Annotated in this window: 21 protein-coding genes; 13 read left to right on the forward strand and 8 right to left on the reverse strand. The window is 69.2% G+C overall.

Going from position 1 to position 22174, the window contains the following annotated elements:
* The first annotated feature begins 28 nt into the window (after positions 1–28).
* Complete coding sequence (locus tag MMF94_RS40180; protein ID WP_241042744.1) at positions 29–226, forward strand: hypothetical protein; 198 nt, start codon at positions 29–31, stop codon at positions 224–226.
* Between the two features lie 184 nt (positions 227–410).
* Here the strand turns inward: MMF94_RS40180 and MMF94_RS40185 are convergent, their stop codons facing one another.
* Positions 411–884 carry a MarR family winged helix-turn-helix transcriptional regulator gene (locus MMF94_RS40185; protein WP_241042745.1) on the reverse strand — a complete coding sequence of 158 codons (474 nt, stop codon included), beginning with the start codon at positions 882–884 and terminating at the stop codon, positions 411–413.
* Positions 885–942: 58 nt separating this feature from the next.
* Here MMF94_RS40185 and MMF94_RS40190 point away from each other — a divergent pair, with 58 nt between their 5' ends.
* The 3 genes from MMF94_RS40190 (at position 943) to MMF94_RS40200 (ending at position 3411) form a co-directional block, all read left to right on the forward strand.
* Positions 943–1737: an alpha/beta fold hydrolase gene (locus MMF94_RS40190; protein ID WP_241042746.1), complete on the forward strand. Its 795-nt coding sequence runs from the start codon at positions 943–945 to the stop codon at positions 1735–1737.
* A 141-nt stretch (positions 1738–1878) separates the two neighbouring features.
* Positions 1879–2877 (forward strand): NAD(P)-dependent oxidoreductase, encoded by a 999-nt coding sequence (locus MMF94_RS40195; protein ID WP_241042747.1) that lies wholly within the window; start codon positions 1879–1881, stop codon positions 2875–2877.
* A 243-nt stretch (positions 2878–3120) separates the two neighbouring features.
* Positions 3121–3411, forward strand: coding sequence for a hypothetical protein (locus MMF94_RS40200; protein ID WP_241042748.1), 291 nt, complete (start codon positions 3121–3123; stop codon positions 3409–3411).
* 59 nt (positions 3412–3470) lie between these two features.
* Here MMF94_RS40200 and MMF94_RS40205 read toward each other — a convergent pair whose 3' ends face one another.
* The gene (locus tag MMF94_RS40205; protein WP_241042749.1) at positions 3471–6020 is read right to left on the reverse strand and encodes a DUF4062 domain-containing protein; all 2550 of its coding nucleotides are present in this window, start codon (positions 6018–6020) and stop codon (positions 3471–3473) included.
* 507 nt (positions 6021–6527) lie between these two features.
* Between MMF94_RS40205 and MMF94_RS40210 the strand changes: the two genes are divergently transcribed.
* Positions 6528–7856, forward strand: a complete 1329-nt coding sequence (locus MMF94_RS40210; protein WP_241042772.1) for an NAD(P)/FAD-dependent oxidoreductase — start codon at positions 6528–6530, stop codon at positions 7854–7856.
* A gap of 34 nt (positions 7857–7890) precedes the next feature.
* Here the strand turns inward: MMF94_RS40210 and MMF94_RS40215 are convergent, their stop codons facing one another.
* The gene (locus MMF94_RS40215) at positions 7891–8583 is read right to left on the reverse strand and encodes a cupin domain-containing protein (RefSeq protein WP_241042750.1); all 693 of its coding nucleotides are present in this window, start codon (positions 8581–8583) and stop codon (positions 7891–7893) included.
* 366 nt (positions 8584–8949) lie between these two features.
* On the opposite strand from MMF94_RS40215, the gene MMF94_RS40220 reads away from it, so the two are divergent.
* The 3 genes from MMF94_RS40220 to MMF94_RS40230 all read left to right on the forward strand — a co-directional run bounded on the left by MMF94_RS40220 (position 8950) and on the right by MMF94_RS40230 (position 12996).
* On the forward strand, positions 8950–10176 hold the full coding sequence (locus MMF94_RS40220) for an NAD(P)/FAD-dependent oxidoreductase (protein WP_241042751.1): 1227 nt from the start codon (positions 8950–8952) through the stop codon (positions 10174–10176).
* Between the two features lie 354 nt (positions 10177–10530).
* Entirely contained in the window at positions 10531–11418 is an 888-nt protein-coding gene (gene sigJ, locus MMF94_RS40225; protein WP_241042752.1) for an RNA polymerase sigma factor SigJ, read from the forward strand.
* A gap of 618 nt (positions 11419–12036) precedes the next feature.
* Positions 12037–12996, forward strand: a complete 960-nt coding sequence (locus tag MMF94_RS40230) for an NAD(P)-dependent oxidoreductase (RefSeq protein WP_241042753.1) — start codon at positions 12037–12039, stop codon at positions 12994–12996.
* On the opposite strand, the gene MMF94_RS40235 is transcribed toward MMF94_RS40230, so the two are convergent.
* Complete coding sequence (locus MMF94_RS40235; protein ID WP_241042754.1) at positions 12997–13773, reverse strand: IclR family transcriptional regulator; 777 nt, start codon at positions 13771–13773, stop codon at positions 12997–12999.
* A 39-nt stretch (positions 13774–13812) separates the two neighbouring features.
* Here MMF94_RS40235 and MMF94_RS40240 point away from each other — a divergent pair, with 39 nt between their 5' ends.
* Both MMF94_RS40240 and dmpG read left to right on the forward strand, forming a co-directional pair.
* Complete coding sequence (locus tag MMF94_RS40240) at positions 13813–14730, forward strand: acetaldehyde dehydrogenase (acetylating) (RefSeq protein WP_241042755.1); 918 nt, start codon at positions 13813–13815, stop codon at positions 14728–14730.
* 1 nt (position 14731) lies between these two features.
* Positions 14732–15781 (forward strand): 4-hydroxy-2-oxovalerate aldolase, encoded by a 1050-nt coding sequence (gene dmpG / locus MMF94_RS40245; RefSeq protein ID WP_241042756.1) that lies wholly within the window; start codon positions 14732–14734, stop codon positions 15779–15781.
* Positions 15782–15785: 4 nt separating this feature from the next.
* On the opposite strand, the gene MMF94_RS40250 is transcribed toward dmpG, so the two are convergent.
* Complete coding sequence (locus tag MMF94_RS40250) at positions 15786–16451, reverse strand: maleylpyruvate isomerase N-terminal domain-containing protein (protein ID WP_241042757.1); 666 nt, start codon at positions 16449–16451, stop codon at positions 15786–15788.
* Between the two features lie 834 nt (positions 16452–17285).
* On the opposite strand from MMF94_RS40250, the gene MMF94_RS40255 reads away from it, so the two are divergent.
* Complete coding sequence (locus tag MMF94_RS40255; RefSeq protein ID WP_241042758.1) at positions 17286–18092, forward strand: GNAT family N-acetyltransferase; 807 nt, start codon at positions 17286–17288, stop codon at positions 18090–18092.
* Positions 18089–18313: a translation initiation factor IF-1 gene (infA, locus tag MMF94_RS40260; protein ID WP_241042759.1), complete on the forward strand. Its 225-nt coding sequence runs from the start codon at positions 18089–18091 to the stop codon at positions 18311–18313. Before MMF94_RS40255 ends, infA begins: the two co-directional genes overlap by 4 nt.
* Positions 18314–18400: 87 nt before the next feature.
* On the opposite strand, the gene MMF94_RS40265 is transcribed toward infA, so the two are convergent.
* From MMF94_RS40265 to MMF94_RS40275, 3 genes are all read right to left on the reverse strand, one after another.
* Positions 18401–19231: a sigma 54 modulation/S30EA ribosomal C-terminal domain-containing protein gene (locus tag MMF94_RS40265; RefSeq protein WP_241042760.1), complete on the reverse strand. Its 831-nt coding sequence runs from the start codon at positions 19229–19231 to the stop codon at positions 18401–18403.
* A gap of 77 nt (positions 19232–19308) precedes the next feature.
* Positions 19309–19989 (reverse strand): DNA-3-methyladenine glycosylase family protein, encoded by a 681-nt coding sequence (locus MMF94_RS40270; protein WP_241042761.1) that lies wholly within the window; start codon positions 19987–19989, stop codon positions 19309–19311.
* Positions 19990–20291: 302 nt separating this feature from the next.
* Positions 20292–20468 carry a hypothetical protein gene (locus tag MMF94_RS40275; protein WP_241042762.1) on the reverse strand — a complete coding sequence of 59 codons (177 nt, stop codon included), beginning with the start codon at positions 20466–20468 and terminating at the stop codon, positions 20292–20294.
* A 1143-nt stretch (positions 20469–21611) separates the two neighbouring features.
* Between MMF94_RS40275 and MMF94_RS40280 the strand changes: the two genes are divergently transcribed.
* Positions 21612–22058 carry a DUF5709 domain-containing protein gene (locus MMF94_RS40280; protein WP_379660559.1) on the forward strand — a complete coding sequence of 149 codons (447 nt, stop codon included), beginning with the start codon at positions 21612–21614 and terminating at the stop codon, positions 22056–22058.
* Positions 22059–22174: the final 116 nt, after the last annotated feature.

Here is a 22174-nt window from a genome sequence, read left to right on the forward strand (position 1 = left end):
AGATCGACAACAGGGAGGCGAATCGATCATGCAGGTGCAGGGCTATCCACTGGAATGCGTGACACCCGAGGGTAAACGGATGCTCGTCGTCGGTTGGGTCGAGATCGGAGGCACGCTCGGCGGAGGCGAGATGCCCGCCCCGTGCGTCGTCAGCCTTGACGGGGAAAAATCCGAGTTGCACGCGCTGACAGGCCCGGTCGAGTTCCGGCTACCGAGCGGGCATTAGTACCTGCACCGAACCCAGGACGGCGTCGTACCGCGTGGCCGCACCGCGGTGATGGCCTGACTGACAGCACAGCCACAACTGCGACGTACGGACTGCGACGGCCAAGGTCTATCGCTGGACCGCGCCCTGACGCGTCACGGAACGGGTGCTCTTCGCCTGCGTCCGCGGACCACGTCGGAACGGTTTATGCGTCCCGCCCGCCCTGTTCCTCGTCGAGGGCGCTGACCAGCCGATCCAGAATGCGCATCGCATTGTCGAACTCCGCGGGGCCGACGTGGTCACCCCACGCCGTCTCGATCTCGGCGACCCTCTTCCCGGCCAGTGTGAGGACCTCCCGCCCGCGGACGGTGGGGAAGATCAGCTTGGCGCGTCCGTCGGCAGGGTCACGGCGACGCTCGAGGTAGCCCTTGCGCTGGAGGTCGTCGACCAGTTCGGCACAGGCTGCGAGGCTCAGCTGTGCCCGGCGCGCCAGCGTCGTGAGGCGGACGCCGTCCACGCCGACATTCCCGAAGATGTGCAGGTGCGCGTCCCGCATATCGGTGACACCGTTCTCGGCCGCCACCGCGAGGACCTCCCGGCGGAAGCGCTGGAGGAGGCGGACGAGGAGCTGTCCCACCGCCAGGCGGTCGGTCGGCAGTGGCCGGGTTGACGATCCCACGATCGAGCACAATACTCCGGAATCCGAAGCATCGGATTCCGGAGTATCTGGAGGAGACGTGCAGGTCGACACGGGCATCGGCACCGTGCATGTCGAGGTCGTCGGCGCCGGGCCGGCTGCGGTGCTGTGGCACAGCCTGTTCGTGGATTCACGCCAGTGGGACCGCGTCCGCGCCACCTTGGCAGCCCATCGCACACTCGTGCTGGTCGACGGCCCCGGGCACGGGCGGGGCGGCCTGCCACCCGACCGGTTCACGTTCGACGACTGCGCCGACGCGGCCGCGCTCGTTCTCGGCACCCTCGGCGTCGGGCAGGACGTCGACTGGGTCGGCAACGCGTGGGGCGGGCACGTCGGCTACGCGTACGCCTCCCGGTATCCGGCGCGAAGCCTGGTGACGATCGGCGCCCCGCCGACGCCGCTACCGCCGGCCGAGCGGCGCCGGATCGCCCTGCTGACCGCGGCCTACCGCGCCGTCGGCCCTCGTCCGCTCACCGGCGCGGTCGTCGCCGCCCTCCTCGGTCCGGACGCGGATGCACATTCCGTCGCCATGGTCCGCGACACGTTCCGTGCGAACGACCGAACCGGGATGCAGCGCGTGATGCGCGCGATGATGCTCCACCGGCCGGATCTCACCGAACGGCTCCACCGGATCTCCGCACCGGTTCTGCTGGTCGCGGGAGACCGCGATCCGATGTGGACCCTGGCGCGGGCCGCCGCGACCGCTGCGGGGCTCCCGCACGTCCGGACCGTCGAGATCGCGAACGCCGGGCACCTCCCTCCGCTCGAGATGCCGGCGCCGACAGCCGCGGAGATCCTCTCGTTCTGGCGCCAGACCTCTCCCGTGACGTCCTGACGGAAGCGGGGGAGGAGCCGCCTCAGCCCGCGGCGACCGTGCTCGCGGTGGCGTCTGCGGCACCGCCGTTAACGCTGCCGTAAGCCAACGTTCGCCGCGGATCAGGAGAAGGTCCGCCTCGAGAGATGAACTGTGAAGGGCGTGGCCAGCAGCAAACCCCGGGTCGTGATCACCCACTGGGTCCATGACGATGTCATCGATCACCTGCACCAGTTCTCCACGCCGGTGCCGGTGACCAGTCGCACCGTGTTGTCCCGTGACGAGGTGCTGGCTCGCGCCCGCGACGCCGACGGCCTGCTCGCGTGCATGACCGACTGCGTGGACGACGACCTTCTCGATCGCTGTCCACGCCTGCGCGTCATCAGCGCAACGCTGAAGGGGCACGACAACTTCGACGGTGCCGCCTGCACCCGGCATGGGGTGTGGCTGACCGCGCTGCCCCACCAGCTCACCGCACCGACGGCAGAGCTCTGCATCGGGCTCATCATCGGGCTGATGCGCCACGTGGCCGCCGGCGACAGGCACGTCCGCAGCGGCGCGTTCTGTGGCTGGCGGCCAGAGCTGTACGGGGCAGGCCTGGCCGGGTCGACGGTCGGGATGATCGGTATGGGTGCGATCGGACAGGCGCTGGCGCGGAGGTTGCGCGCGTTCGACGCCGGCGTGCTCTATCACGACGTCCGGCCGCTGACGCCCGAGCGCGAGGCCGAACTGGACGTCCGGCGGGCGTCGTTGGATGAGCTTCTCGCCGCGAGCCATGTGGTGTTGCCGCTGCTCCCGCTCCGGGACGACACCGCAGGCCTGCTCGACAGAAGCGCACTCGCCCGAATGCGGACCGGGGCGTACCTGGTGAACATCAGCCGCGGATCCGTGGTCGACGAGGCTGCTGTAGCCGATGCGCTCGAATCGGGACGGCTCGGCGGTTACGCGGCCGACGTGTTCGCCGTGGAGGACTGGGCCCGGACCGACCGCCCCGGTCGCATCGACCCGACCTTGCTCACACACCCGCACACCCTCTTCACCCCGCATCTGGGCTCGGGGGTCGATGACGTGCGGCGCGCGATGAGCCACGCAGCCGTCGACCAGATCGCGCAGGCCCTCGCAGGCGGCCGCCCCGAATACGCCGTCAACGAGCTGGAATGAGGTAGCGCAGTTGCCGGCCGGATCGGACAGTGGTCTGCGGGGGACACCCACGCCGAAGCTTTCCGCCGCCGCATACGCGCATCGTGGAACAACCCGACTCCGTGCAAGGAGCACAGAATGCGACGACAAATCCTGCTCCTGAGGTTCGAAACGCAGGCAACGCCGCCGGCGGGAGACCCGCCCACGTCGACCGTGAAATCGGGTCCGGGCTCGATAACGGTGCTAGAGGGTGGCGACTCCTGGGTGCCGACCGAGGCGTCCTACGAGACCCGCGTCACCATCACCGGTGAGACCACCTTCGTCGAGGACGGCGAGATCATCTTCGACGGTGCCGGCCTTCGGCTGACCACGGTCGGTGCGGGGCTCATCGAACCCTCCGCCGAGGAGGGCACATCGCGAGGTGCTGTGACCTGGCAGGTCGAGGGCACGGGCCGGCTGAGCGGTGCAACCGGACTGGTGTCGGCGAATTTCGAGTTCCACCCCGAACGCGGGATCGCTGCGGACTATCACATCGTCCGGCTCTTCCTCCTCTGACCGGGCACGACGTGCGCGGCTCAGCCACGGTCTTGTCGGCTGAATGCCGCGGCTACGGATCAGGGCGCGGCGGTGCCGGCGCTGCGCCGGTCGCGGACGGCGGCCACCGCCTCCTGCTGGCTGAGTCGCGAGCCGGCGTCGTACGGTCGGCTGAACCGGTCCGCGCCCAGCGCCTGGCGGACCTGGGCGACCAACTCGGCTTCGTCTTGCCGGAGCAGCGGCAGCGGCAAGGCCCGCAGACCCACCCGGCGGCGCAGGCCCTCGACTGCCCCCGCCAGAAGTGCCGCCCTCTCGGGGTCACCCTCCACGAACGCCAGCCGGGCGAACGCGGCCAGACACAGAGTGAGGCCACGAGTGCTGTGGGCCGCAAGGCTCAGCTCCAGCGCCTCATCCATCTGCGCCCTGGCCTCCTCCGGTCTGCCTTGTGCGACGGCCATGGTGCCCAGATACACCCGGGAGACGGCGGCGAGCCAGGGGTTGTCGAGCCGCTCCGCCAGGTCGCGCATCTCGGTCAGGTGGCCCAGGGCGTCCTCGTGGCGGCCGACGGTCACCTCCACGAAACCGGCGGTGCAGGCGGCCAGCGCTGTCCAGAACGGCTCGTCCTGGCCACGGAGCTGCTTCAGGGAGACCAAGGCGCCCCGTAGAGCGCCGTCGAAGTCGCCGACGACCCCCGAGGTCCATGCCATGACCAGCTGGGACACAGCGCGGAGGTAAGGGTCCCCGATCCCGTCGAGCAGCGGCGCCAGACGCTCGCGGGCCGCCAGCGCCGCTTCGTCGTCGCCGACCTCGACGCCGGTCGCTGCGGCCGTCGACGCCAGTTCAACCTGGGCCTGGAGGTCGAAGGAGTCAGCGGTGGGCAGCAACTGGTCGACCCAGGAGTGGGCCTCGCCGAGATGGTCCCGCAGGAACCAGAAGAGCCAGAGGACCCGGAACATGTGGGGAAGCGGCCCGGTGTCGTGGTCGAGGTACCAGCGCACGGCGGCGGCCAGATTGCCTTCCTCGACATCCAGGCGCTTGCACCCCCCGCGCAGGCCGGCGCCGCGCAACTGCCGGTCGGCTTGCTCGGCCAGCGCCCGGTAGTAGCCGGCGTGCCGCGAGCGAATCTCGGCGGCGTCAGGCCGGACCGCCAACTGCTCGGCCACGAACGCGCGGATGGTCTCCAGCATCCGCGGCCGGGGGCCGTCGCCGGCGGGGGTGAGGTGGATCAGGCTGTGGCGGGCCAGTGCCTCGGACCGTTCCAGCGCCTGGTCCTCATCCAGGCCGGCTACCTGCGCAGCGGCTTCGACGGTCCAGCCGTCGACGAACACCGCCGCGACCTCCAGCAGCGACCGCTCGGCATCCTCCAGCAGCCCCACGCTCCACTCCACCGTGGCCCGCAGGGTGCGCTGCCGCTCAGGCATGTCCACCGCGCCCACTCCCAGCGCGTCCAGCGACCTGGCAAGCCGGGCGAGCAGCGCGTCCGGGTCGAGCAGCCGTGTGCGGGCGGCCGCCAGCTCGATCGCCAGCGGCAGCCCCTCCAGCCGCCTGCAGATCTCCGCCACCGCCGCCGCGTTGCTCGTGGTGAGGGCGAAGCCGGGGCGCACCGCGCGAGCCCGGTCCACGAACAGCGCCACAGCCGGCGATGCCGCAAGCTCCGCCACCGCCACGCCGGTGGGGTCAGCAAGCAGCGGCAGCGGCTGAACCGGGTACACCCGTTCCGCCCGCAGCTCCAGCTCCGTTCGGCTGGTCGCCAGGATCACCACGCCGCGACAGCGGGTCAGCAGCGCGTCGATGTCGCGAGCGGCGTCGACCACCTGCTCGAGGTTGTCGAGGATGAGCAGCCACCGGCCGTCGTCGAAGTACTCGACCAGGGTCTCCATCGGCGAGCCTGTGCCCGCCAACTCGGCACCCACCGCCCGTGCAACGGCTGTCAGCACCAGCTCGGGCTGGGTGATCGCCGCCAGCGGAACGAAAGCGGTGCCCGCCTCGAATCGGTCAGTCAACCGCTCGCCCACCGCCACCGCCAGCCGGGTCTTGCCGATCCCGCCCAATCCGGTGAGGGTCACCAATCGCACGTCGGGGCGCCCGGCCAGATCGGCTACCTCCTCGATGGCCTGCTCCCGTCCGACGAGCGAGGTCACGTCCACCGGCAATGGGCGCGGCCCGGGTGCGTGCGGAAGCGCCACGGCCGTCGCCGAGGGGCGTGCGGCGGCGAACCGCTCGCTCAGCAGCATCGCCAGGTCGTCGCGCACCAGCCGACCCAGCTCCGCCGGCGTGCGGAAGTGACGGTAGGAGGCCGTGCCGTCCTCCGTGATGCGGGCCAGCAGCTCGGTGAGGCGCGGATCGCGGTCCGGCGCAGGCGCCTTGACATACAGCAGCCGGGGCAAGGACCGCGACAGCTCGAACTCCTCCTCCAGCCCCGAGACCTCCATGCCCGGCCCGATCCACCCGTACCGCTGCCCGTACACCCCGACGAACACATCGCTCTGCGCCAGGTACGCCTGGTACAAGTCTCGCGGTGGATACGGCCGCGCCCCCGCCTCGAACGTCACCGGCGTCAGGCGCAGCGCCGAGATGGCGCGCGAGACCGCTTCCCGCTCATCGGCCAGCTCGCCCAGCGTGGAACTCACGAACACCCGCAGACGCCGGTCCGGAGTCCGGATGACTCCGTCCCGTGGCGGCCCCTCGTTTCCCGATGGCCCCATCTGCGGCTCCACCTTGCGAGTCTCGAACTGGTCGGCTCTACCGGCAACACGAGCGTGGTCCCGCCCAGCGCTGCCACTCCGCAGCTGCTGGGGACCGCACCTGCACCGCTACCGATGAACGAAAAACGTCCGGCACTGCTTCTCCTTGTTGATGTGGCTCATGAAGCGAGTCGTCGGAGCCCTGCGCAGCGGGCTGGATTTCAGCCAGACCATGGTGATCCCTGACGGAGGCCACGCTCACGGCGTGTAGACGAGACCGGACGCCCGTGATGTGACAGATTCCGTGCCCCGGTGAAGATAATCATGCGGCCACATTGTCACAGGCAGCCGATCGATCTCGTCATACCCATGATAAGAGCACGGTAAAGGAGACGGGAATTGTCCGGAACGCAGATCTGGCCCATCCAACCGCCGGAGTCGTCCGACGGGCACGTGCCCTCGGCGAACCGCTCGCGCGTGGTGATCGTCGGTGCGGGCTTCGCCGGATACGACGCGGCGCGCTCGCTCACCAGAGCGCTGCCGCCGGACTCCGGCGTGGAGATCGTGCTGGTGAACCCCGTGGACTACTTCCTCTACCTGCCGCTGCTGCCCGAGGTGGCTGCAGGGATCCTCGATCCGCGGCGGATCACCGTGCCGATCCCGGACACGCTGCGTGGGGTGCGACTCGTCCTCGGGGACGTGGCTTCGGTGTCGCTCACCGAGCGCACCGTCTCCTACACCGACCCCGAGGGCAGCTCACACAGCCTCGGCTACGACCGCCTGATCCTCGCAGTGGGCAGCGTGAACAAGCTGCTGCCGATCCCCGGCGTCGCCGAGCACGCCCATGGCTTCCGCGGTGTGGCCGAGGCGCTCTACCTGCGCGATCACATCGTCCGGCAATTCGAGTTGGCCGACTCGACCGACGACGCCGACGAGCGGACCGCCCGGTGCACGTTCGTGGTAGTGGGCGCGGGATACACGGGCACCGAGGTGGCAGCCCACGGGCCGCTCTTCACCGACGCGATCCGGGCCGGCCATCCCCACCTGCGGCACCAGAAGGTGCGTTGGCTGTTGCTCGACCTCGCGCCGAAGGTGCTCCCCGAGCTGGATCCGCGGCTGTCCCGCGCGGCCGACCGGGTGCTGCGGGAGCGCGGCGTCGAGATCCATACCGAGACCTCGGTGCGGGAGGCCACGGGGGATGGCGTGCTCCTCACGACCGGAGAGTTCGTCCCGACGCGCACCATCGCCTGGTGCGTGGGTGTACGCCCCGACCCGCTGGTCGAGGAGAGCGGCCTCGAGACACGGAAGGGCAGGCTGGTGGTGGAGCCGACGCTCGTGGTGCCCGGTCACCCCGACGTCTTCGCCTGCGGGGACGCCGCCGCGGTGCCCGACCTCACGCGGCCGGGCCAGGTGACGGCGATGACCGCACAGCACGCCACTCGCCAGGGCAAGCTCGCAGGGCGCAACGTCGCGGCGTCGCTCGGCTACGGGCGAATACGCCTGTACAAGCACCACGACCTGGGCTTCGTGGTGGATCTCGGTGGCGCGCAGGCCGCCGCCAACCCCTTGCGAATCCCGATCTCCGGGCTGCCGGCGAAAACCGTCGCCCGTGGGTATCACCTGCTCAGCATGCCCGGCAACCGCGTGCGCACGGCGATCGACTGGATCCTCGACGCTGTGACGGGTCGTCAGGTCGTGCAGCTCGGACTCGTGCGGTCGGCCGCCGTACCCCTGGACACCGCGGCCCCGCGACCGGCGCAGGAGGGCACCCGTTCCGGCTGACCCGGCGGCTCCGTCATGCGGCAAGCCAGGAGAACTACCGTGGCGGTGCGGGAATCCGTTCCTGTGCCTTGGCTACAAGTTCCTCGTCCTCGACCAGTGTGATCATCTCGACCCCAGGAGCGCACAGCATGACCACGACGAATCGACTCGTCCTGTCTGCGAGCAGGTTGGCGACCGTGTAGTGGATGACCTCGCCGCCCGGTTCCCAGAAAGCCTCTCCCGCTGTGATCGGATACGGCGCCTCACCCTCGAGCTCGAAGAGCATCTCTCCCTCGAGCATGTAGCCGAAAACAGGCCCGGAGTGACGGTGCGGGGCGAGACCAGGGTCCCCTGGCGGCAGTTCGAGGAGCCGGATCATCGCGGAGGAACCCTGAACGATGAACGGCGGAACAACCTCCAGCAGATCCTTCTCCATCATGTTGCTGACAGCAGCCATTTCTCTCTCTTTTCCGTGGTGCACCGGTCGGTCCCGGACGATCAGAACGGTCTTACCCCGGTGGTGTCTCCGGGTGGCGCCGCTCTTGTAGGCGGCTCGGCCCTCGGCCAGGGGAAACGTCGCGGCGACGCTCATTTTCAGCGCGCCGGTGTCGATCAGGTTCGCTATCCAGGTCAGCCGGTGCTGTTCCGGCGTCACGATGAAGAAGAGGGCTGTATCGCCGGAGGCCCACGTCTCGGGCCAGGTCAGTTCATCGAACGTGATCGCCGCCGCGTGGACGGCGATCAGCACCTCGCAATTTCCTGGGATCGGCAGTGGTGCAGATTCATACACCAGAACCTCAGGACCACCCCGGGTGTGACCCCGCAACGCGATCATGCTGCACACAGCGATACAGGACTGCCCGCCCGCACATCGAAGACCCAGTTCATGGGCAGCGATCCTGATCGGTGGACCCCGGAGCATCCAGCAGCGAGTCCCGCAGTGCTGGACACGAACCGCGACACATCCGGACCCCGGCCGCACACTCGCCGGCCATGTGCACATCCACAGGAAAGGCAGAACAGATCCTTCGCGCGATCCGCCGGATCCCCGAGGGTGCGCTCCGTGCGGGGGCTGACGACCGCCGGGCTGTGACCGGCTACAAGGAGCTGACAGATGAGTGATGAGCGGACGTTCGTGATCGCCGGAGCCGGATTGGCCGGGGCGAAGGCGGCGGAGACCCTACGCACCGAGGGGTTCACCGGCCGCGTGGTGCTCCTCGGCGAGGAGAAGCATCCCCCGTACGAGCGGCCACCGCTGTCGAAGGGCTACCTGCTCGGCACGCAGGAACGCGAAACCGCCTTCGTGCACCAGCCTGCCTGGTACGACACGCAGAGGATCGAACTGCGGCCCGGGTGCCGAGTCGAGGACGTCGACACAGCGAGCCAGGACGTCATCGTGGGCGGCGGCCACAGATTGCGCTACGACGAACTGCTGCTCGCCACCGGCGCCGTCCCGCGCCCGCTCGACGTGCCCGGTGCCGACCTGGCCGGTGTCACCTACCTGCGCACCATCGACGACTCCGACGCGCTGAGCGCCACCCTGGTCCCTGGAACGCGAGTGGTCGTGATCGGGGCGGGGTGGATCGGGCTGGAGGTGACAGCCGCGGCCCGCCTGCGGGGCTGTGCCGTCACCCTCGTCGAGCGTGACGACCAGCCGTTGCGTCAGGTTCTCGGCGACGAGATGGGCGCCGTTTTCGCCGACTTGCACAGGGCGCACGGCGTCGACCTCCGCCTGGGAAGCGGGGTCCGCGAGATCGTGGGCGGCCGTGGGCGGGTGTCCGGCGTGGCGCTGTCGAGCGGGGAGACCGTGCCGGCCGACGCCGTCGTCGTCGGCATCGGGGTGATTCCGTCCGTCGAGCTCGCGGAACGTGCAGGGTTGATGATCGACAACGGTGTGCTGGTCGACTCGCGGTTGCGTACCAGCGACCCGCACATCTACGCCGTCGGCGACATCGCCAACATCGACCATCCGACGATCGGGCGACGAGTGCGCGTGGAGCACTGGGCCACCGCGCTGCACACCGGGCCGGCCGCCGCCCGTGCCATGCTCGGACAGGACGTCGTCTACGACCGGCTGCCGTACTTCTTCACCGACCAGTACGACCTCGGGATGGAGTACACGGGTCACGCTCAACCCGGTGACTACGACAAGGTCGTCGTGCGCGGCGACCTGGACACCCGCGAGTTCATCGCGTTCTGGTTGTCCGACGGGCGCGTCCGCGCCGGCATGAACGTCAACGTCTGGGACGTCACCGAGGATGTCCAGCGCCTCATTCGCTCCGGAACCGCCGTCGATCCCGGCCGGCTCGCCGATGAGCGGGTGCCGCTCGCCGAGGTCTGAACTGACGGAGACTCACACGGTCGGACAGAGCCGTCCTGATTGCGTCCCGCGGTCGACCAGGGGCCTTTCGAATCCGCCAGGTTCACCATCACCTTTCGCGAGCAGCTTCGTGGCTGATCCGGTGGCGTCAGCACGCTCGTCGGTTTTCTCTGGTACTTCCTGGAATCAGGATCATCTGAGCTGGGCCGGTGAAATGTGGGGCCCGACACTCTCTCGATTGTCACATGCCGGCGCTCTATCTCGTCTTCATCACGTGTGCGGAGGATCCCGCATCGGTCGGGGCACCGAGAGAGATGAGGCGGTGACGCTGGGAATGCAGGGAGCGGCGGTGGGGACCACGGTCGGGAGCTGGTCGTGACCGATGAAGCGGAGCTGGCGGCCGCGTATACCCGGGCCCGTCCGCGGCTGGTGCGGATCGCCTACGCGGTGACCGGCAGTCACGCCGAAGCCGAGGACGTCGTGTCCGACTGCTGGCTGCGCCTGGTCACCGCTGACGCCGCCACACCGATCAAGGACATCGAGGCCTGGGGCACCGTCGTCGTGGCGCGCCGCGCGCTGGACACCCTGCGCTCCGCCCGGGTCCGCCGCGAGACCTACGTCGGGCCCTGGCTGCCCGAACCGTGGGTCGATTCACCGCTACCGGCAGATCCGGCCGAGCGGGTCACCCTCGATGACCGCGTCAGCTTCGCGCTGATGGTGATGCTGGAGACGCTCAGCCCGCCCGAGCGCACCGCATGGGTGCTGCACGACCTGTTCGACATGGAGTTCACCGAGGTCGCGCGAGTGGTCGGGCGCAGCCCGGCCGCGGTGCGGCAACTCGCCGCGCGCGCCCGCAAGCGCGTCGCGGCCGGCACTCCTCGCCTGGAGGTCGACCGGGGTACCCACGAGGCGGTGGTGGCCGCGTTCCGCTGCGCTTCCATCGGCGGCGACCTACCCACCCTGATGGCGATGCTCGACCCCGACGTGCGGTTGACCAGCGACGGCGGCGGACAGGTCCGCGCGGCACGGCGACCCGTTCATGGAGCGGTCCGGGTCGCACGCATGCTCGTCGGCATGGCGAGATTCCTCAAAGCCGAGCGCCAGCCGGCCCCGGTGATGGTCAACGGCGCACCCGGCCTCGCCGTCCTCCGAGGCGACGACTGCGACTTCGTCGTCTCCCTGACGCTCGACGGCGACCGCATCTCCCGCGTCGACATCATCCGAGCACCGGACAAATTGGCCCCTCTCCGCGAAACCTCGTGATTTCCAGGTTTCTCCGCGTCCCGGAGTTCGGCAGGGTGTCGTGATCCGGCTCGCGAAAGCCGGATAAGCCGGCTGCCGCAGCGTGTTCGCCCTGCTTTCCGGTGAGCGCTCGATGACGATCACCGTATTGGTCAGCGACCCAGGGTTAGTGTGCTGGGGTGCAGCGGCACACCGAAAGGGCGTGGCGGAGCGTGCCGGGGTCCATGTCGGCGCTGCTTCCCGCGCCGTCAGCGAGTTCTCGCGCCACCTGTCAGCAGTACGTCGCTGGGCAAGGTGCTCGCGGCTGCACGGGCGTTCGGGTACATGCACAATGGCAGCGCGTGAACCCTGCGGGCCGAGCGGTCGTCGGTGCTGATCGGGGAGATGTACCGGACGTCGACCTCGCCAGTGCTGGTGAGCTGGCGGCTCGCGCACACGGACGTCCCGGCAGCCACATCGGACTACGCGCTCGGCACCGTCCTCGCCTTGGACCCATCTCTACGAACCGGGCCATCGCGAGATCGCGGGCGTCCTCCGGCACACGGTCCTGGTCGGCATCAGCCACCCGTGACGTCACCACGTGCTCGGCAATGCCGGAGCGCCGCGCATGCATCCATTGCTCACGTCGGAGGAAAGATCATGGGTGACCCGCAGAATCCCGCCGCGGTGCGCGTGGGATGGATCGGAACCGGTCGGATGGGGTTCGCACTCGCCCGCCGGCTGGTCGGTGCAGGCCACGATCTCGCGGTCTTCAATCGGACCCGCGCCAAGGCCGAGCCGCTGGCAGACCTCGGCGCCGAGGTCGTGGATCGCCCGGCCGACCTCGCGGGTCGCGACGTCGTCTTCGTGGTGGTCTCCGCCTCTTCCGACCTCGCCGCCGTCCTGACCGGGCCCGACGGCCTCCTCACGGACCCTGTCAAGGCACCGCGGATCGTCGTCGACTCCTCGACCGTGTCCCTGGACGCCTCGGCGACCGCCCGCGCGGCGGCATCCGGACGCGGCGCCGGCTTCCTGGCGGCGCCTGTCAGCGGGAATCCGGCCGTCGTCTCGGCGGGGCGGCTGACCTTCGCCGTGTCAGGCCCGCGCGACCTGTTCGACGAGGTCGAACCCCTCTTCGGCGTGCTGGGCCGCGGAGCGACCTACGTCGGTGACGGTGAGGCCGCCCGGCTGGTCAAGATCGCGCACAACGTCTACCTGGGCGTCGTCATACAGGCTCTCGCCGAGATCACGGTGCTCGCGGAGAAGGGCGGAGTGAGCCGTGCCGCCTTCCTGGGCTTCCTCAACGACTCGGTGATGGGCTCCGTCTTCAGCCGCTACAAGACGCCTGCGATGGTCGGTCTCGACTTCACCCCGACCTTCACCAATCCGCTGCTGCGCAAGGACTTCGATCTCGGACTCGCCGCAGCGCGCCAGTACGGCGTGTCGATGCCGATCGCGGCCACCGCCGCGGAGCTCGTCACGGCCGCGATCGGAGCCGGGCACACCACCGAGGACTTCGCGACGCTCCTGATCGAGCAGGCCCGCCGATCCGGCCTCGAACTGGTCGCCGAAGACACCCCGGTCGACGATGGACTGCAGGACCCCGACGTCCCGGCGTGATCAACCGAGCGGGGCCGTCCGATCGGGCATGAGTGACCGGGAGATTCCCAGCACCGCCGTCCGCACCGCAGGTGCGAGCCGTGTGGTGTCGAGGCGGTTGGCCCAACCCGTGATCGACACGGCTGCCACGGCCGTGCCATCGGCGTCGAGGACGGGTGCCGCGACGCAGGCGATCCCGACGGTCGACTCCTCGTGCTCCTCGGCGACGGCGCGTTCGCGCACCCGAGCGAGCTCCTTCTCCAGCAGGCCGGGGGCGATGATCGTGCGCGGTGTCCGCCGGGGTAAGCCCGCGGCGACGACGGCCGCGAGCCGTCCGGGCGGGGCGAACGCGAGCAGTGCCTTGCCCACGCCGGTGCAGTAGGCGGGCATTCGCCCCCCGATGCGGGAGGCGACGGTGGGCCCGTGGCGCCCGTCGATCTTGTGGACGTAGACGACCTCGGTGTCGTCGGGAACGGCGAGGTGGACGGTCTCGTGCGTGGCCTCGAAGAGGTCGGCGAGGAACGGGGCCGCGGTCTCGCGGAGGCTGCGCTGGCCGGGCGCGAGCTGGCCGAGCTCGAACAGGCGCATGCCCAGGCGGTAGCCGTGCGCCGTGCGCTCGACGATGTCCCACGCGGTCAGCTCCTGAAGGAGCCGGTGCGCGGTCGGTTTGCTGACCCCGGTGCGCCGGCACAGCTCGGCGAGGCTCAGGTCGCCGTCGCCGGGGTGGAACGCCGTCAGCAGCGTCAATGCACGGCCGAGGACGGAGTTCGGCCCCCCGTCTCGCTGAATGGAACGCACGGGTTCATCGTCGCCCGGAATCGGTGCGAACGTCCGGGCATGGTTGAGGTGAGTTCGAAGGTGACGGCGGCGATCGTCGGCCCCGGGAACATCGGCACTGATCTGCTCGCCAAGCTGCAGCGCAGCCGGGCGGTCGAGGTCGCGTACGTCGTCGGGGTGGTGGAGTCCGACGGCCTGGCACGGGCTCGCGCGCAGGGCGTCGCGGCGTCGGCCGAGGGGGTCGACTGGCTGCTGCGGCAGGACCCGCTCCCGCAGCTGGTGTTCGAGGCGACCTCCGCGAAGGCGCATGTCGACAACGCCCCGCGGTACGCCGAGGCGGGGATCCAGGCCGTCGACCTCACGCCCGCGCACGTGGGGCCGATGGTGTCCCCGCCGGTGAACGGCGCGGCGCACCTGGCCGCGCCGAACGTCTCGATGATCACGTGCGGTGGCCAGGCGACGATCCCGATGGTGCACGCCGTCTCCCGGACCACCCCGGTCCTGTACGCGGAGATCGTCGCCTCGGTCGCCTCCCGCAGCGCAGGCCCCGGCACCCGGGCGAACATCGACGAGTTCACGCAGACCACCGCGCGGGCGGTCGAGGAGGTCGGCGGCGCCCGCCGGGGCAAGGCCGTGATCATCCTCAACCCGGTCGAGCCGCCGATGATCATGCGCGACACCGTGTTCTGCGCGATCTCCCCGGACGCCGACCGGAACGCGATCACGGCGTCGATCCACGAGATGGTCGCTGCGGTGCAGGAGTACGTGCCCGGCTACACGCTCCGGGCCGAGCCGCAGTTCGACGACCCGCAACCCGGCTGGGACGGCCCGGACGGCCCACTGGCCCGCGTGGCGATCTTCCTCGAGGTCAAGGGCAACGGCGACTACCTGCCCGACTACGCCGGCAATCTCGACATCATGACTGCCGCGGCCGCCCAGGTGGGCGAGCTGATGGCGGCCGCGAAGGGGCGGTCCTGACATGAGCGGCACCACCGGAACCGGTCGGCCCGCACTCCGCCACGACGTGCGGATCACCGACACGACGCTGCGCGACGGCAGCCACGCCATGGCACACCAGTTCACCGAGACGCAGGTGCGCGACACCGTCCGGGCGCTGGACCGGGCCGGTGTCGAGGTCATCGAGGTCTCGCACGGCGACGGGGTCGGCGGGTCGTCGTTCAACTACGGCTTCTCGCACACCGACGAGATGACGTTGATCGCCGCGGCGCGGGAGGAGGCCCGGCGGGCGATGATCGCGGTGCTCCTCGTTCCGGGCATCGGGACCGCCGACGATCTGCGCCGGGCGCACGACGCCGGTGCGCGGGTGGTGCGGGTCGCGACCCACTGCACCGAGGCCGACGTGTCGCCGCAGCATTTCGGGGTGGCCCGGGAACTGGGGATGGAGACCGTCGGATTCCTGATGATGGCGCACCGGACGCCGCCGGAGGACCTGGCGAAGCAGGCCAGGATCATGGTCGACGCCGGTTGCCAGACCGTCTACGTCACCGACTCCGCGGGTGCGCTGCTCATGCATGAGGCCACGGCGCGGTTCGAGGCGCTGCTCGCGGAGATCGGCGACGAGGCGTGGGTCGGGTACCACGGCCACCAGAACCTCTCGCTCGGCGTGGCGAACTCGGTGTTGGCGTACGAGGCGGGTGTCCGCTACATCGACGGTTCGCTGTGCGCGCTCGGGGCGGGTTCGGGCAACTCGCCGACGGAGGTGCTGGCGGCTGTGTTCGACCGGCTGGGCGTGGACACGGGGCTCGATGTCGGTGCGTTGCTCGATGCCGCGGAGGAGGTCGTGCGTCCCTACCTGCGCCGGTGGCCGAAGCTGGACCGCAACGCGATCGTGCAGGGCTGGGCGGGGGTGTACTCCTCGTTTCTGCTGCATGCCGAGCGGGCGGGGGAGCGGTACAAGGTGCCGACGCACGAGATCCTGCGGCGCTGCGGCGAGCTGGGCTACGTCGGCGGACAGGAGGACATGATCATCGACGTGGCCATCCGGTTGGCCGCCGAGCAGGAAAGGTGACGATCTAACCGAGGAGTGGCAGCCGCTGATCACCATGCGGGACTCTGCCCGCGGCGGCTTCGACCCATTTCCAATCGTCCGACAGGTCGGCAGGGCGTTGCCCGGCGGCGCGCCGAACGAGCAACTCGTCCAGGACGGCGGCGGCCGCTTCGATTCCGGCAGAAGTAGCTACCGGCTCCCGGTCGAGCGCTTGCGTCAGGTCGAGTCCGTGAACCACTGCCTCCACCACCCTCGTCACCAGGAAGTCGTCGAGGCGCATGGGTCCGAAGAGTGCCGGCCCGACAAGATCGGGGCTCGTGGCCTCTGCTCGTTTGACTGTCGCGGAGCAGGTTGCCGAGAAGCTTTCGCGCATCTGGTCCGCGCTCCTGCCTCCGACGGTCTGGTAGGCATGCTGATAGGCAATAGGGGCAACCTCGGACCGGCGGACCAGGAAGAAGCCGGCTGGATCCAGTTGTGGCTCCTCGTCGCTCTCGCCATCGATCAGAGTGTCGACCATGTTCATCGCAAACTCGAGATGTCCGGCCAGCTCAAGGATCGTCCAGTGGGGCAGGTCCTCGTCGACGGGTATCAATCTGGTTGAAGCCGCCCATTCTTCACTCGAGAGTCCGGCAAGGATTCGTTCAAGGCTGTTCAGTTCTTCCGAGAGTGTCCGGACCGTGCTGTCGGCCATGCTGAGTGGTCCTCCTGGCGGCGGTGGATGAAATGAACCTTACCCCCGGTTCGGGGCCGGCAGGTTGTGATGTGTGTTCTTGCGAGCCCGATGTGCGATAAGTGAACAGCCCTCCTTGTCGTGGTTTGCCGACTTTCGTGGTGCTCAGGGCGGTGGCGACCGCGATGGTCTCGACGGTGAGGTGGCGGGCCTCGCCCGAGCAATAGGGAAGGGGCTCGCCGCTCCGCGGCCCCGATTACGGATGTAACCACAGATCAGCCGTCGCGTGAGTAGCACGGGACCGGGCCGCCGTGCTGAAGAGGGATTGTTTTGCCTGGTCGCGGCTACGCGGACGGCGATATCGAGTGTGGGATATCGGGGTGAGCCGATCAGATAGGTGTATTAGGGAGATGAGATAAATGAGGCAGGGACAGTGACCCGGTCCCGATCCCGGCCTGTGATTGGGCCTGAGTGATTCTGTCTGGTCCTCAGGCCGCGCCGAACATCACGTCCGCCGTTGGACCCCTGGCACGGCTGGACCGTGCTCGTCACCCGGTCGGCGCCGGCCGCAAGCACGCTCCACGACTTCCGGGCCGCGAGGGACCGCTCGCGCTCCCGGAAACTCGCTCCGCTTCCGCTTGCCCCCGACACCTCTCTTCGAGCCGGGCCCGGAAAATCGGTGGCGGACGAGGGTGTCCGCGCTGATACCGTGCGCGCGATCGCGACCCGACCGTTGGAGGTGGGACCCATGCTCGTTGTACGCACGTGGGTGCTCCCCTCTCCGTCTCGATCGGGCGATTGACGTAGGTGTCGCCAGGAGCGCCTCCCACCAGGCACTTCTGAGAGGGCAAACCTATGGAATCCGTGCATTTCAGCGCGGGCGCACCCCCGACCGTCGGCACGCACGCGGTGGTCACCCGGGGGGACGACCTGCAGTGGCGGGCCGTGGAGAACGACCAGGTGATCGGCCACGGCGAGGCATCCCGCCGACCCGACGGCCGGGTCTTCCTCAGCATCGACACGTGGCACAGCGCGGTCTTCGACCGGCTCGCCACCGCGATGCTGGCGGACCTGCCGAGCCCGCTGTACACGATGGTCGACGAGGCCGACCACGATCTGACGGCCCGCTGGGAGCGGGCAGGCCTCACCGTCCGGCGCCGGGAACGGGAGTACCTCGTCGCCACCGACCCGCTGGTCACCGGGCTCGACACCGCGCCGGCGCCGCCGGACGTGACGATCCTGGGCCTCGGTGCAGCGCGGGAGCCCGCGCTGCGCGAGGTGTACGAGTCGGTCCGCACCGAGGTCGACGTCGGCGTGGGCTGGGACTCGATGCCGGTCGAGGTGCCGGCCCGGCCGGACGGGGCTCCCATGGACCCGTCGACGTTCGCGGTGGCCGAGGCCGCCGATCGGTACGTGGGGCTGGTCCGGGTGGTGGCGCGCCGTCGCCACGCGCGGATCGGGTTGGTCGCGGTCCGCGAGGGCCTGCGCCGCCGCGGCATCGCCCGGGCGATGCTGGCCGAGGTGCTGGGTGCGCTGCACCGCGGCGGGGTCGAGGCGGCGTCGGCCGAGGTGGACGAGCGCAACAGCGCGGCGACGGCGCTGTTCGAGGGCATCGGCGCGCAGCGCGTGAGCGGCGCCCTGGAAATGGTGCGTGGCGTATGACGAAGACAACAGGAGCCATCGAGGTCGAGGGCACCGTCGTCGACTGCCTGCCCAACGCCACCTTCAGGGTGGAGCTCGAGAACGGGCACAAGGTGCTCGCGCACATCAGCGGGAAGATCCGGAAGCACTACATCAAGATCGTGCTGCTCGACCGGGTTCTCGTCGAGCTCAGCCCGTACGACCTGAACCGGGGCCGGATCCTGTTCCGATACCGGACGTAGCGCCGAGCCTGATCCGATCGCGGTACCGGCGGGCGGGGGGCCGCCGGTACCCGCGTTCAGCTCGACGCCCACGCCTGGGCGTCTGACTCAGTCGCTGTCGGCGGGGGTGATGAGCCCGTAGTGGCCGTCGTAGCGGTGGTAGAGCAGCGCGCCACGGCCGCGCTCCCGGTCGAGGTAGAACAGGAACGGCAGGTCGAGGGCAGCCATGCGTTCGATGGCCTCGTCGGTCGAGAGGACTGCCGCCGGTTGTGTGCTCACGGTGACCTCCAGCGCATGGGGAGCCAGTGACTCCGGGTGCGGCTCGACCTGGGCGATCCGGTAGCCGGTGGGGCCACCGCGGTACAGGACGCTGTCCTGGCCGGTCCCCAGTTCGGTGAACAAGTGAAAGTCGTAGTCCAGCGATTCCATGTCGAAGGCGGCCTCGTCGATCTCCGACTCGGCGACGGAGAAGGACTTGTGCCGGATGATCTGCCGCTCGGCCGGTGGGCGCGGGTAGGAGGGCCCGCGGCGGGTCGGCAGGTCGCCATGGCGCCACTCGGTCCGCTCGTCGCCGGCCGGCGGCCCGGCCATCGAGGGCGCGCTTCGCCCTCGACGGTCCTCCCAGGTCCCGGCGGCACGGCTCACGTGCTGCAGGCGGTTGCGCAGGCGTTCCTCGAGGCGTGCGAGCGCGTCCCGGTCGGTCCCGCCGTGTACCTGCACGCGAACGAGGCGGCCGTCGAGATCGATGTTGGCCTGAGCGACGATCGGCCGCTCGGGGTCGCCGTCCCGGGTGATGCGTACGCGGGCGTGCAGGACCGGGCGGCCGGCGTGGCGCAGGGCGGCGCGCATGCGCTCCGTCACCTCGGCCACGAAAGCGTCGGTGTGGACACCGGTCACCTGGACCTCGATGGGGACGGGCGGGCTGTTCGATCCGTGCATCTGGGTCTCCGTGTGCGAGTGAGGGCTGTTGGGTGACGACTCGAGCGGTGGGGTCAGCCGATGCCCGCGCTGGGCATCTAGACCTGCGGCGTTGCCTCCGCCATCTGCCAGAGGTAGAGGCACGCCAGCGTCCGGTGCGGACGCCACGGCTCCGCGATCCGCCCCATCTCGGCGGGGCCCGGCGGTCCTGACAACCCGTACGCCTTCTCGACGGCGTGGCGGAGGCCGAGGTCGCCGACGGGCAGCACGTCCGGCCGGTTCAGATGGAACATCAGGAACATGTCGGCGGTCCAGGTGCCGATGCCCTTCACCGCCGAGAGCTGCGCGATCACGTCGTCGTCGGGCAGTTCGTGCAGTCGTTCGAGGTCGAGGTCGCCGGAATCGATGTGCTCGGCGAGCGAACGCAGTGACGCCGTCTTCGCTCTCGACAGGCCTACGGCCTGGCACAGCTTGTCGGGATCGTCGTCGAGAAGCTCCCGCGGTGTCGGCGGGTGCCCATCGAAGCGATCGGTCAGTCTTCGATAGATCGAGCGCGATGCGCTGTTGGAAATATTCTGGCTGACGATCGCGCGCACGAGCACGCCGTAGCGGTCCGTCGGCATGTTCGGATCGGGTGGCGCCGTCGGATCGGGTCGCAGTGCTGGTTGGTTGCCATCGCGCACGATCCCGTCGATGATCCCGCGCAAGACGGGGTCGGAGCGCCGCAGGTGCTCCTCCGGAGTTCGCCGGTGTAGCTGCGACAGGTCAGATCTTGTCATCGTGGCTTCCCCTCGTGCTGTGCGGTCACTGCCGTGCCGGCACAGTTCGCTGAGAGAGCAACGGGTCATGTCCCGTCGGCTCACGCTGTCGATTCCGGTCTGCCTGTTGCCGATCGATTCTCAACGTCCAGAGCTTCGGCAGCCACACGACGAGCGCCCTGTTACGACTGGTGAGAGGGCAGCTGAGCTCCCGTGTGCCGAGTGCCGGCGTCGCACCAGGGAGACCCCACGGTACACAGCGGGGCGGTCAGGGAAGCGCGTCAACAGCGTGCACCTTGGCGTCAGCCTGATGCCCGAGCCGACTACACCAGATGCTCGAGACTCACGATGTGCTCGTCTCGGATGCGCAGAAAAACATCATTTCCGCGCCAGAACACCGTCCATCCGTCTTCCCGATCTACCCGGGTGGCGTGGATCTCGCTCTCGAACTGAAATTCGTCGCTGTGGATGTGGATTCGGTACGTCTGTTCTGGATCCATGTTGATCGCAGGCTCCTTCTCGATGGCGACCGTGTGCTCGCCGCGGGCGTGCGGATGCTGGACGTCGGCCGCGTTCCGCTCCGGCGACGAGGAGTACGCGCCGGGAGACGACCATAAGGACGGCCGTCAGGCCTCGCCACACTCCGGCGCGAGTACTCCGATAACTGCGAAAACGGTATGACACCGACATATAGGCCCCTGGTGCTGATCCTTTCCCGTCGGCCCGATGATGATCGTCGTTTGGGGTCTCGTAGCCGTGTATTGCGCGGTTGTCGACCCCGATCTGCTGATCATGGTCAGGTGCCGGGCCAGTCGCCCGATCCGGCGAGCCCGGCCGCCCCATGATCATCGTTTGGGGCCGTACAGCTGTGTCTGGCGCGGTTGTTGGTCCCGAACTGCTGATCATGGACGGGAAGGGGGTTGTTGCGCGGCGCGGCGACGGCTCGCCGCCGGTGCCGTTCGGGGCCGCGCTGGTGTCCCGCCGGGTTGGTCGGTGTCGACCTGCTGGTTATCGACGGGTGTAGCTGTCCCTCCTGCTTGGGGGGGACCCGTCCGCTCTGAGTGCATGATCATCGTTTTGGGCCGCATCGCCGTGTATTGCGCGGTTGTCGACCCCGATCTGCCGATCATGATCGGGTGCCGGGCCAGTCGCCCGGCCCGGCGAGCCCGGCCGCCCCATGATCGTGTTTGGGGTCGCGCAGCCGCGTCCGGCGCGGTTGCTGGTCCCAAACTGCTGATCATAGTGGGCCGCCCTGCCCGTCGCTCGAGGATGATCATCGGTTGGGGCCGTACAGCCGCGTCCAGCACGGCTGCCGGTCCCACCATGACGATCATGCTCGCGGGTCGTCTCCCGGCGAGCACCGGCAGGCCGGTCGGCAATCCGGCTGTCCGCACCGACCTGCGGATCACGGATCGGCAGCGGGCGGCCTTCCTGCTGAGGCGAGGGCCGGCCAGCCCTGAGCGTTGATCGTCGCAATCATTGCTGAGGGTGGCTGTCCGGACGGCGTCGGTGACGACGATTCCCGGTCGAAGGGTCGGCATGTACATTCGGCTGCCGATGCGGACATGTCCGTCGAGGAGCCGAGGCGTTGATCGGAAGAACAAGCCGAAAAGACACAGGAATTGGTCCGGTCACGGCTTCGGATGACCGACCGGGCCGACACCGGGGAGGATGACGTGGACCCTGACGAGGTTGACGACGACGTGTTCGAGCAGCTCGACGAGCTGGACACCCTGGAAACGGGCGGACCTGATGATCCGTTGGACGAGGGATTGTCGCCGCCCGAGCGCCCATGGGCGGTCGATGATTGGGGAACCACGCCGCGCGAGGAGGCGGAGGGCGAGAGCCTGGACCGTCTGCTGGCTCGTGAACTGCCTGATTCCGGGGGCGAGGAAGAGTGGGACAACCTCGGCGATGTATCCGACACCGACGGAGAGCTGAGGGATGACGAGGTCGGCGATGCGCGAGCCGGCCGGCTCGTCGCTGACAGCGATATCGACGGCGAGCTGGACGCGCACGACGTCGGAGTGGACGGCGCGGGAGCGTCTGCCGAGGAAGCTGCCGTGCACCTGACCGATCCCGACGCGTAAGTCGGTCTCGGGGCCGAGCTCGATCACACCCGACCGATTCCGCTTCTTTCCCTCCCTTGATCCGGATAGACGTAGATCTGATCGTCGAACATGACAAAATGACTTCTCCTCGGGGT

Source organism: Pseudonocardia alaniniphila (assembly GCF_022524485.1).
Classification (GTDB): domain Bacteria; phylum Actinomycetota; class Actinomycetes; order Mycobacteriales; family Pseudonocardiaceae; genus Pseudonocardia; species Pseudonocardia alaniniphila.

Coding starts and splice junctions, on each gene's coding strand:
- MMF94_RS40180 (WP_241042744.1), top strand. CDS start 29: ATGCAGGTGCAGGGCTATCCACTGGAATGCGTGACACCCGAGGGTAAA.
- MMF94_RS40220 (WP_241042751.1), top strand. CDS start 8,950: ATGAGTGATGAGCGGACGTTCGTGATCGCCGGAGCCGGATTGGCCGGG.
- MMF94_RS40230 (WP_241042753.1), top strand. CDS start 12,037: ATGGGTGACCCGCAGAATCCCGCCGCGGTGCGCGTGGGATGGATCGGA.
- MMF94_RS40240 (WP_241042755.1), top strand. CDS start 13,813: ATGGTTGAGGTGAGTTCGAAGGTGACGGCGGCGATCGTCGGCCCCGGG.
- dmpG (WP_241042756.1), top strand. CDS start 14,732: ATGAGCGGCACCACCGGAACCGGTCGGCCCGCACTCCGCCACGACGTG.
- MMF94_RS40250 (WP_241042757.1), bottom strand. CDS start 16,451: ATGGCCGACAGCACGGTCCGGACACTCTCGGAAGAACTGAACAGCCTT.
- MMF94_RS40255 (WP_241042758.1), top strand. CDS start 17,286: ATGGAATCCGTGCATTTCAGCGCGGGCGCACCCCCGACCGTCGGCACG.
- infA (WP_241042759.1), top strand. CDS start 18,089: ATGACGAAGACAACAGGAGCCATCGAGGTCGAGGGCACCGTCGTCGAC.
- MMF94_RS40265 (WP_241042760.1), bottom strand. CDS start 19,231: ATGCACGGATCGAACAGCCCGCCCGTCCCCATCGAGGTCCAGGTGACC.
- MMF94_RS40270 (WP_241042761.1), bottom strand. CDS start 19,989: ATGACAAGATCTGACCTGTCGCAGCTACACCGGCGAACTCCGGAGGAG.
- MMF94_RS40275 (WP_241042762.1), bottom strand. CDS start 20,468: ATGGATCCAGAACAGACGTACCGAATCCACATCCACAGCGACGAATTT.
- MMF94_RS40280 (WP_379660559.1), top strand. CDS start 21,612: ATGACCGACCGGGCCGACACCGGGGAGGATGACGTGGACCCTGACGAG.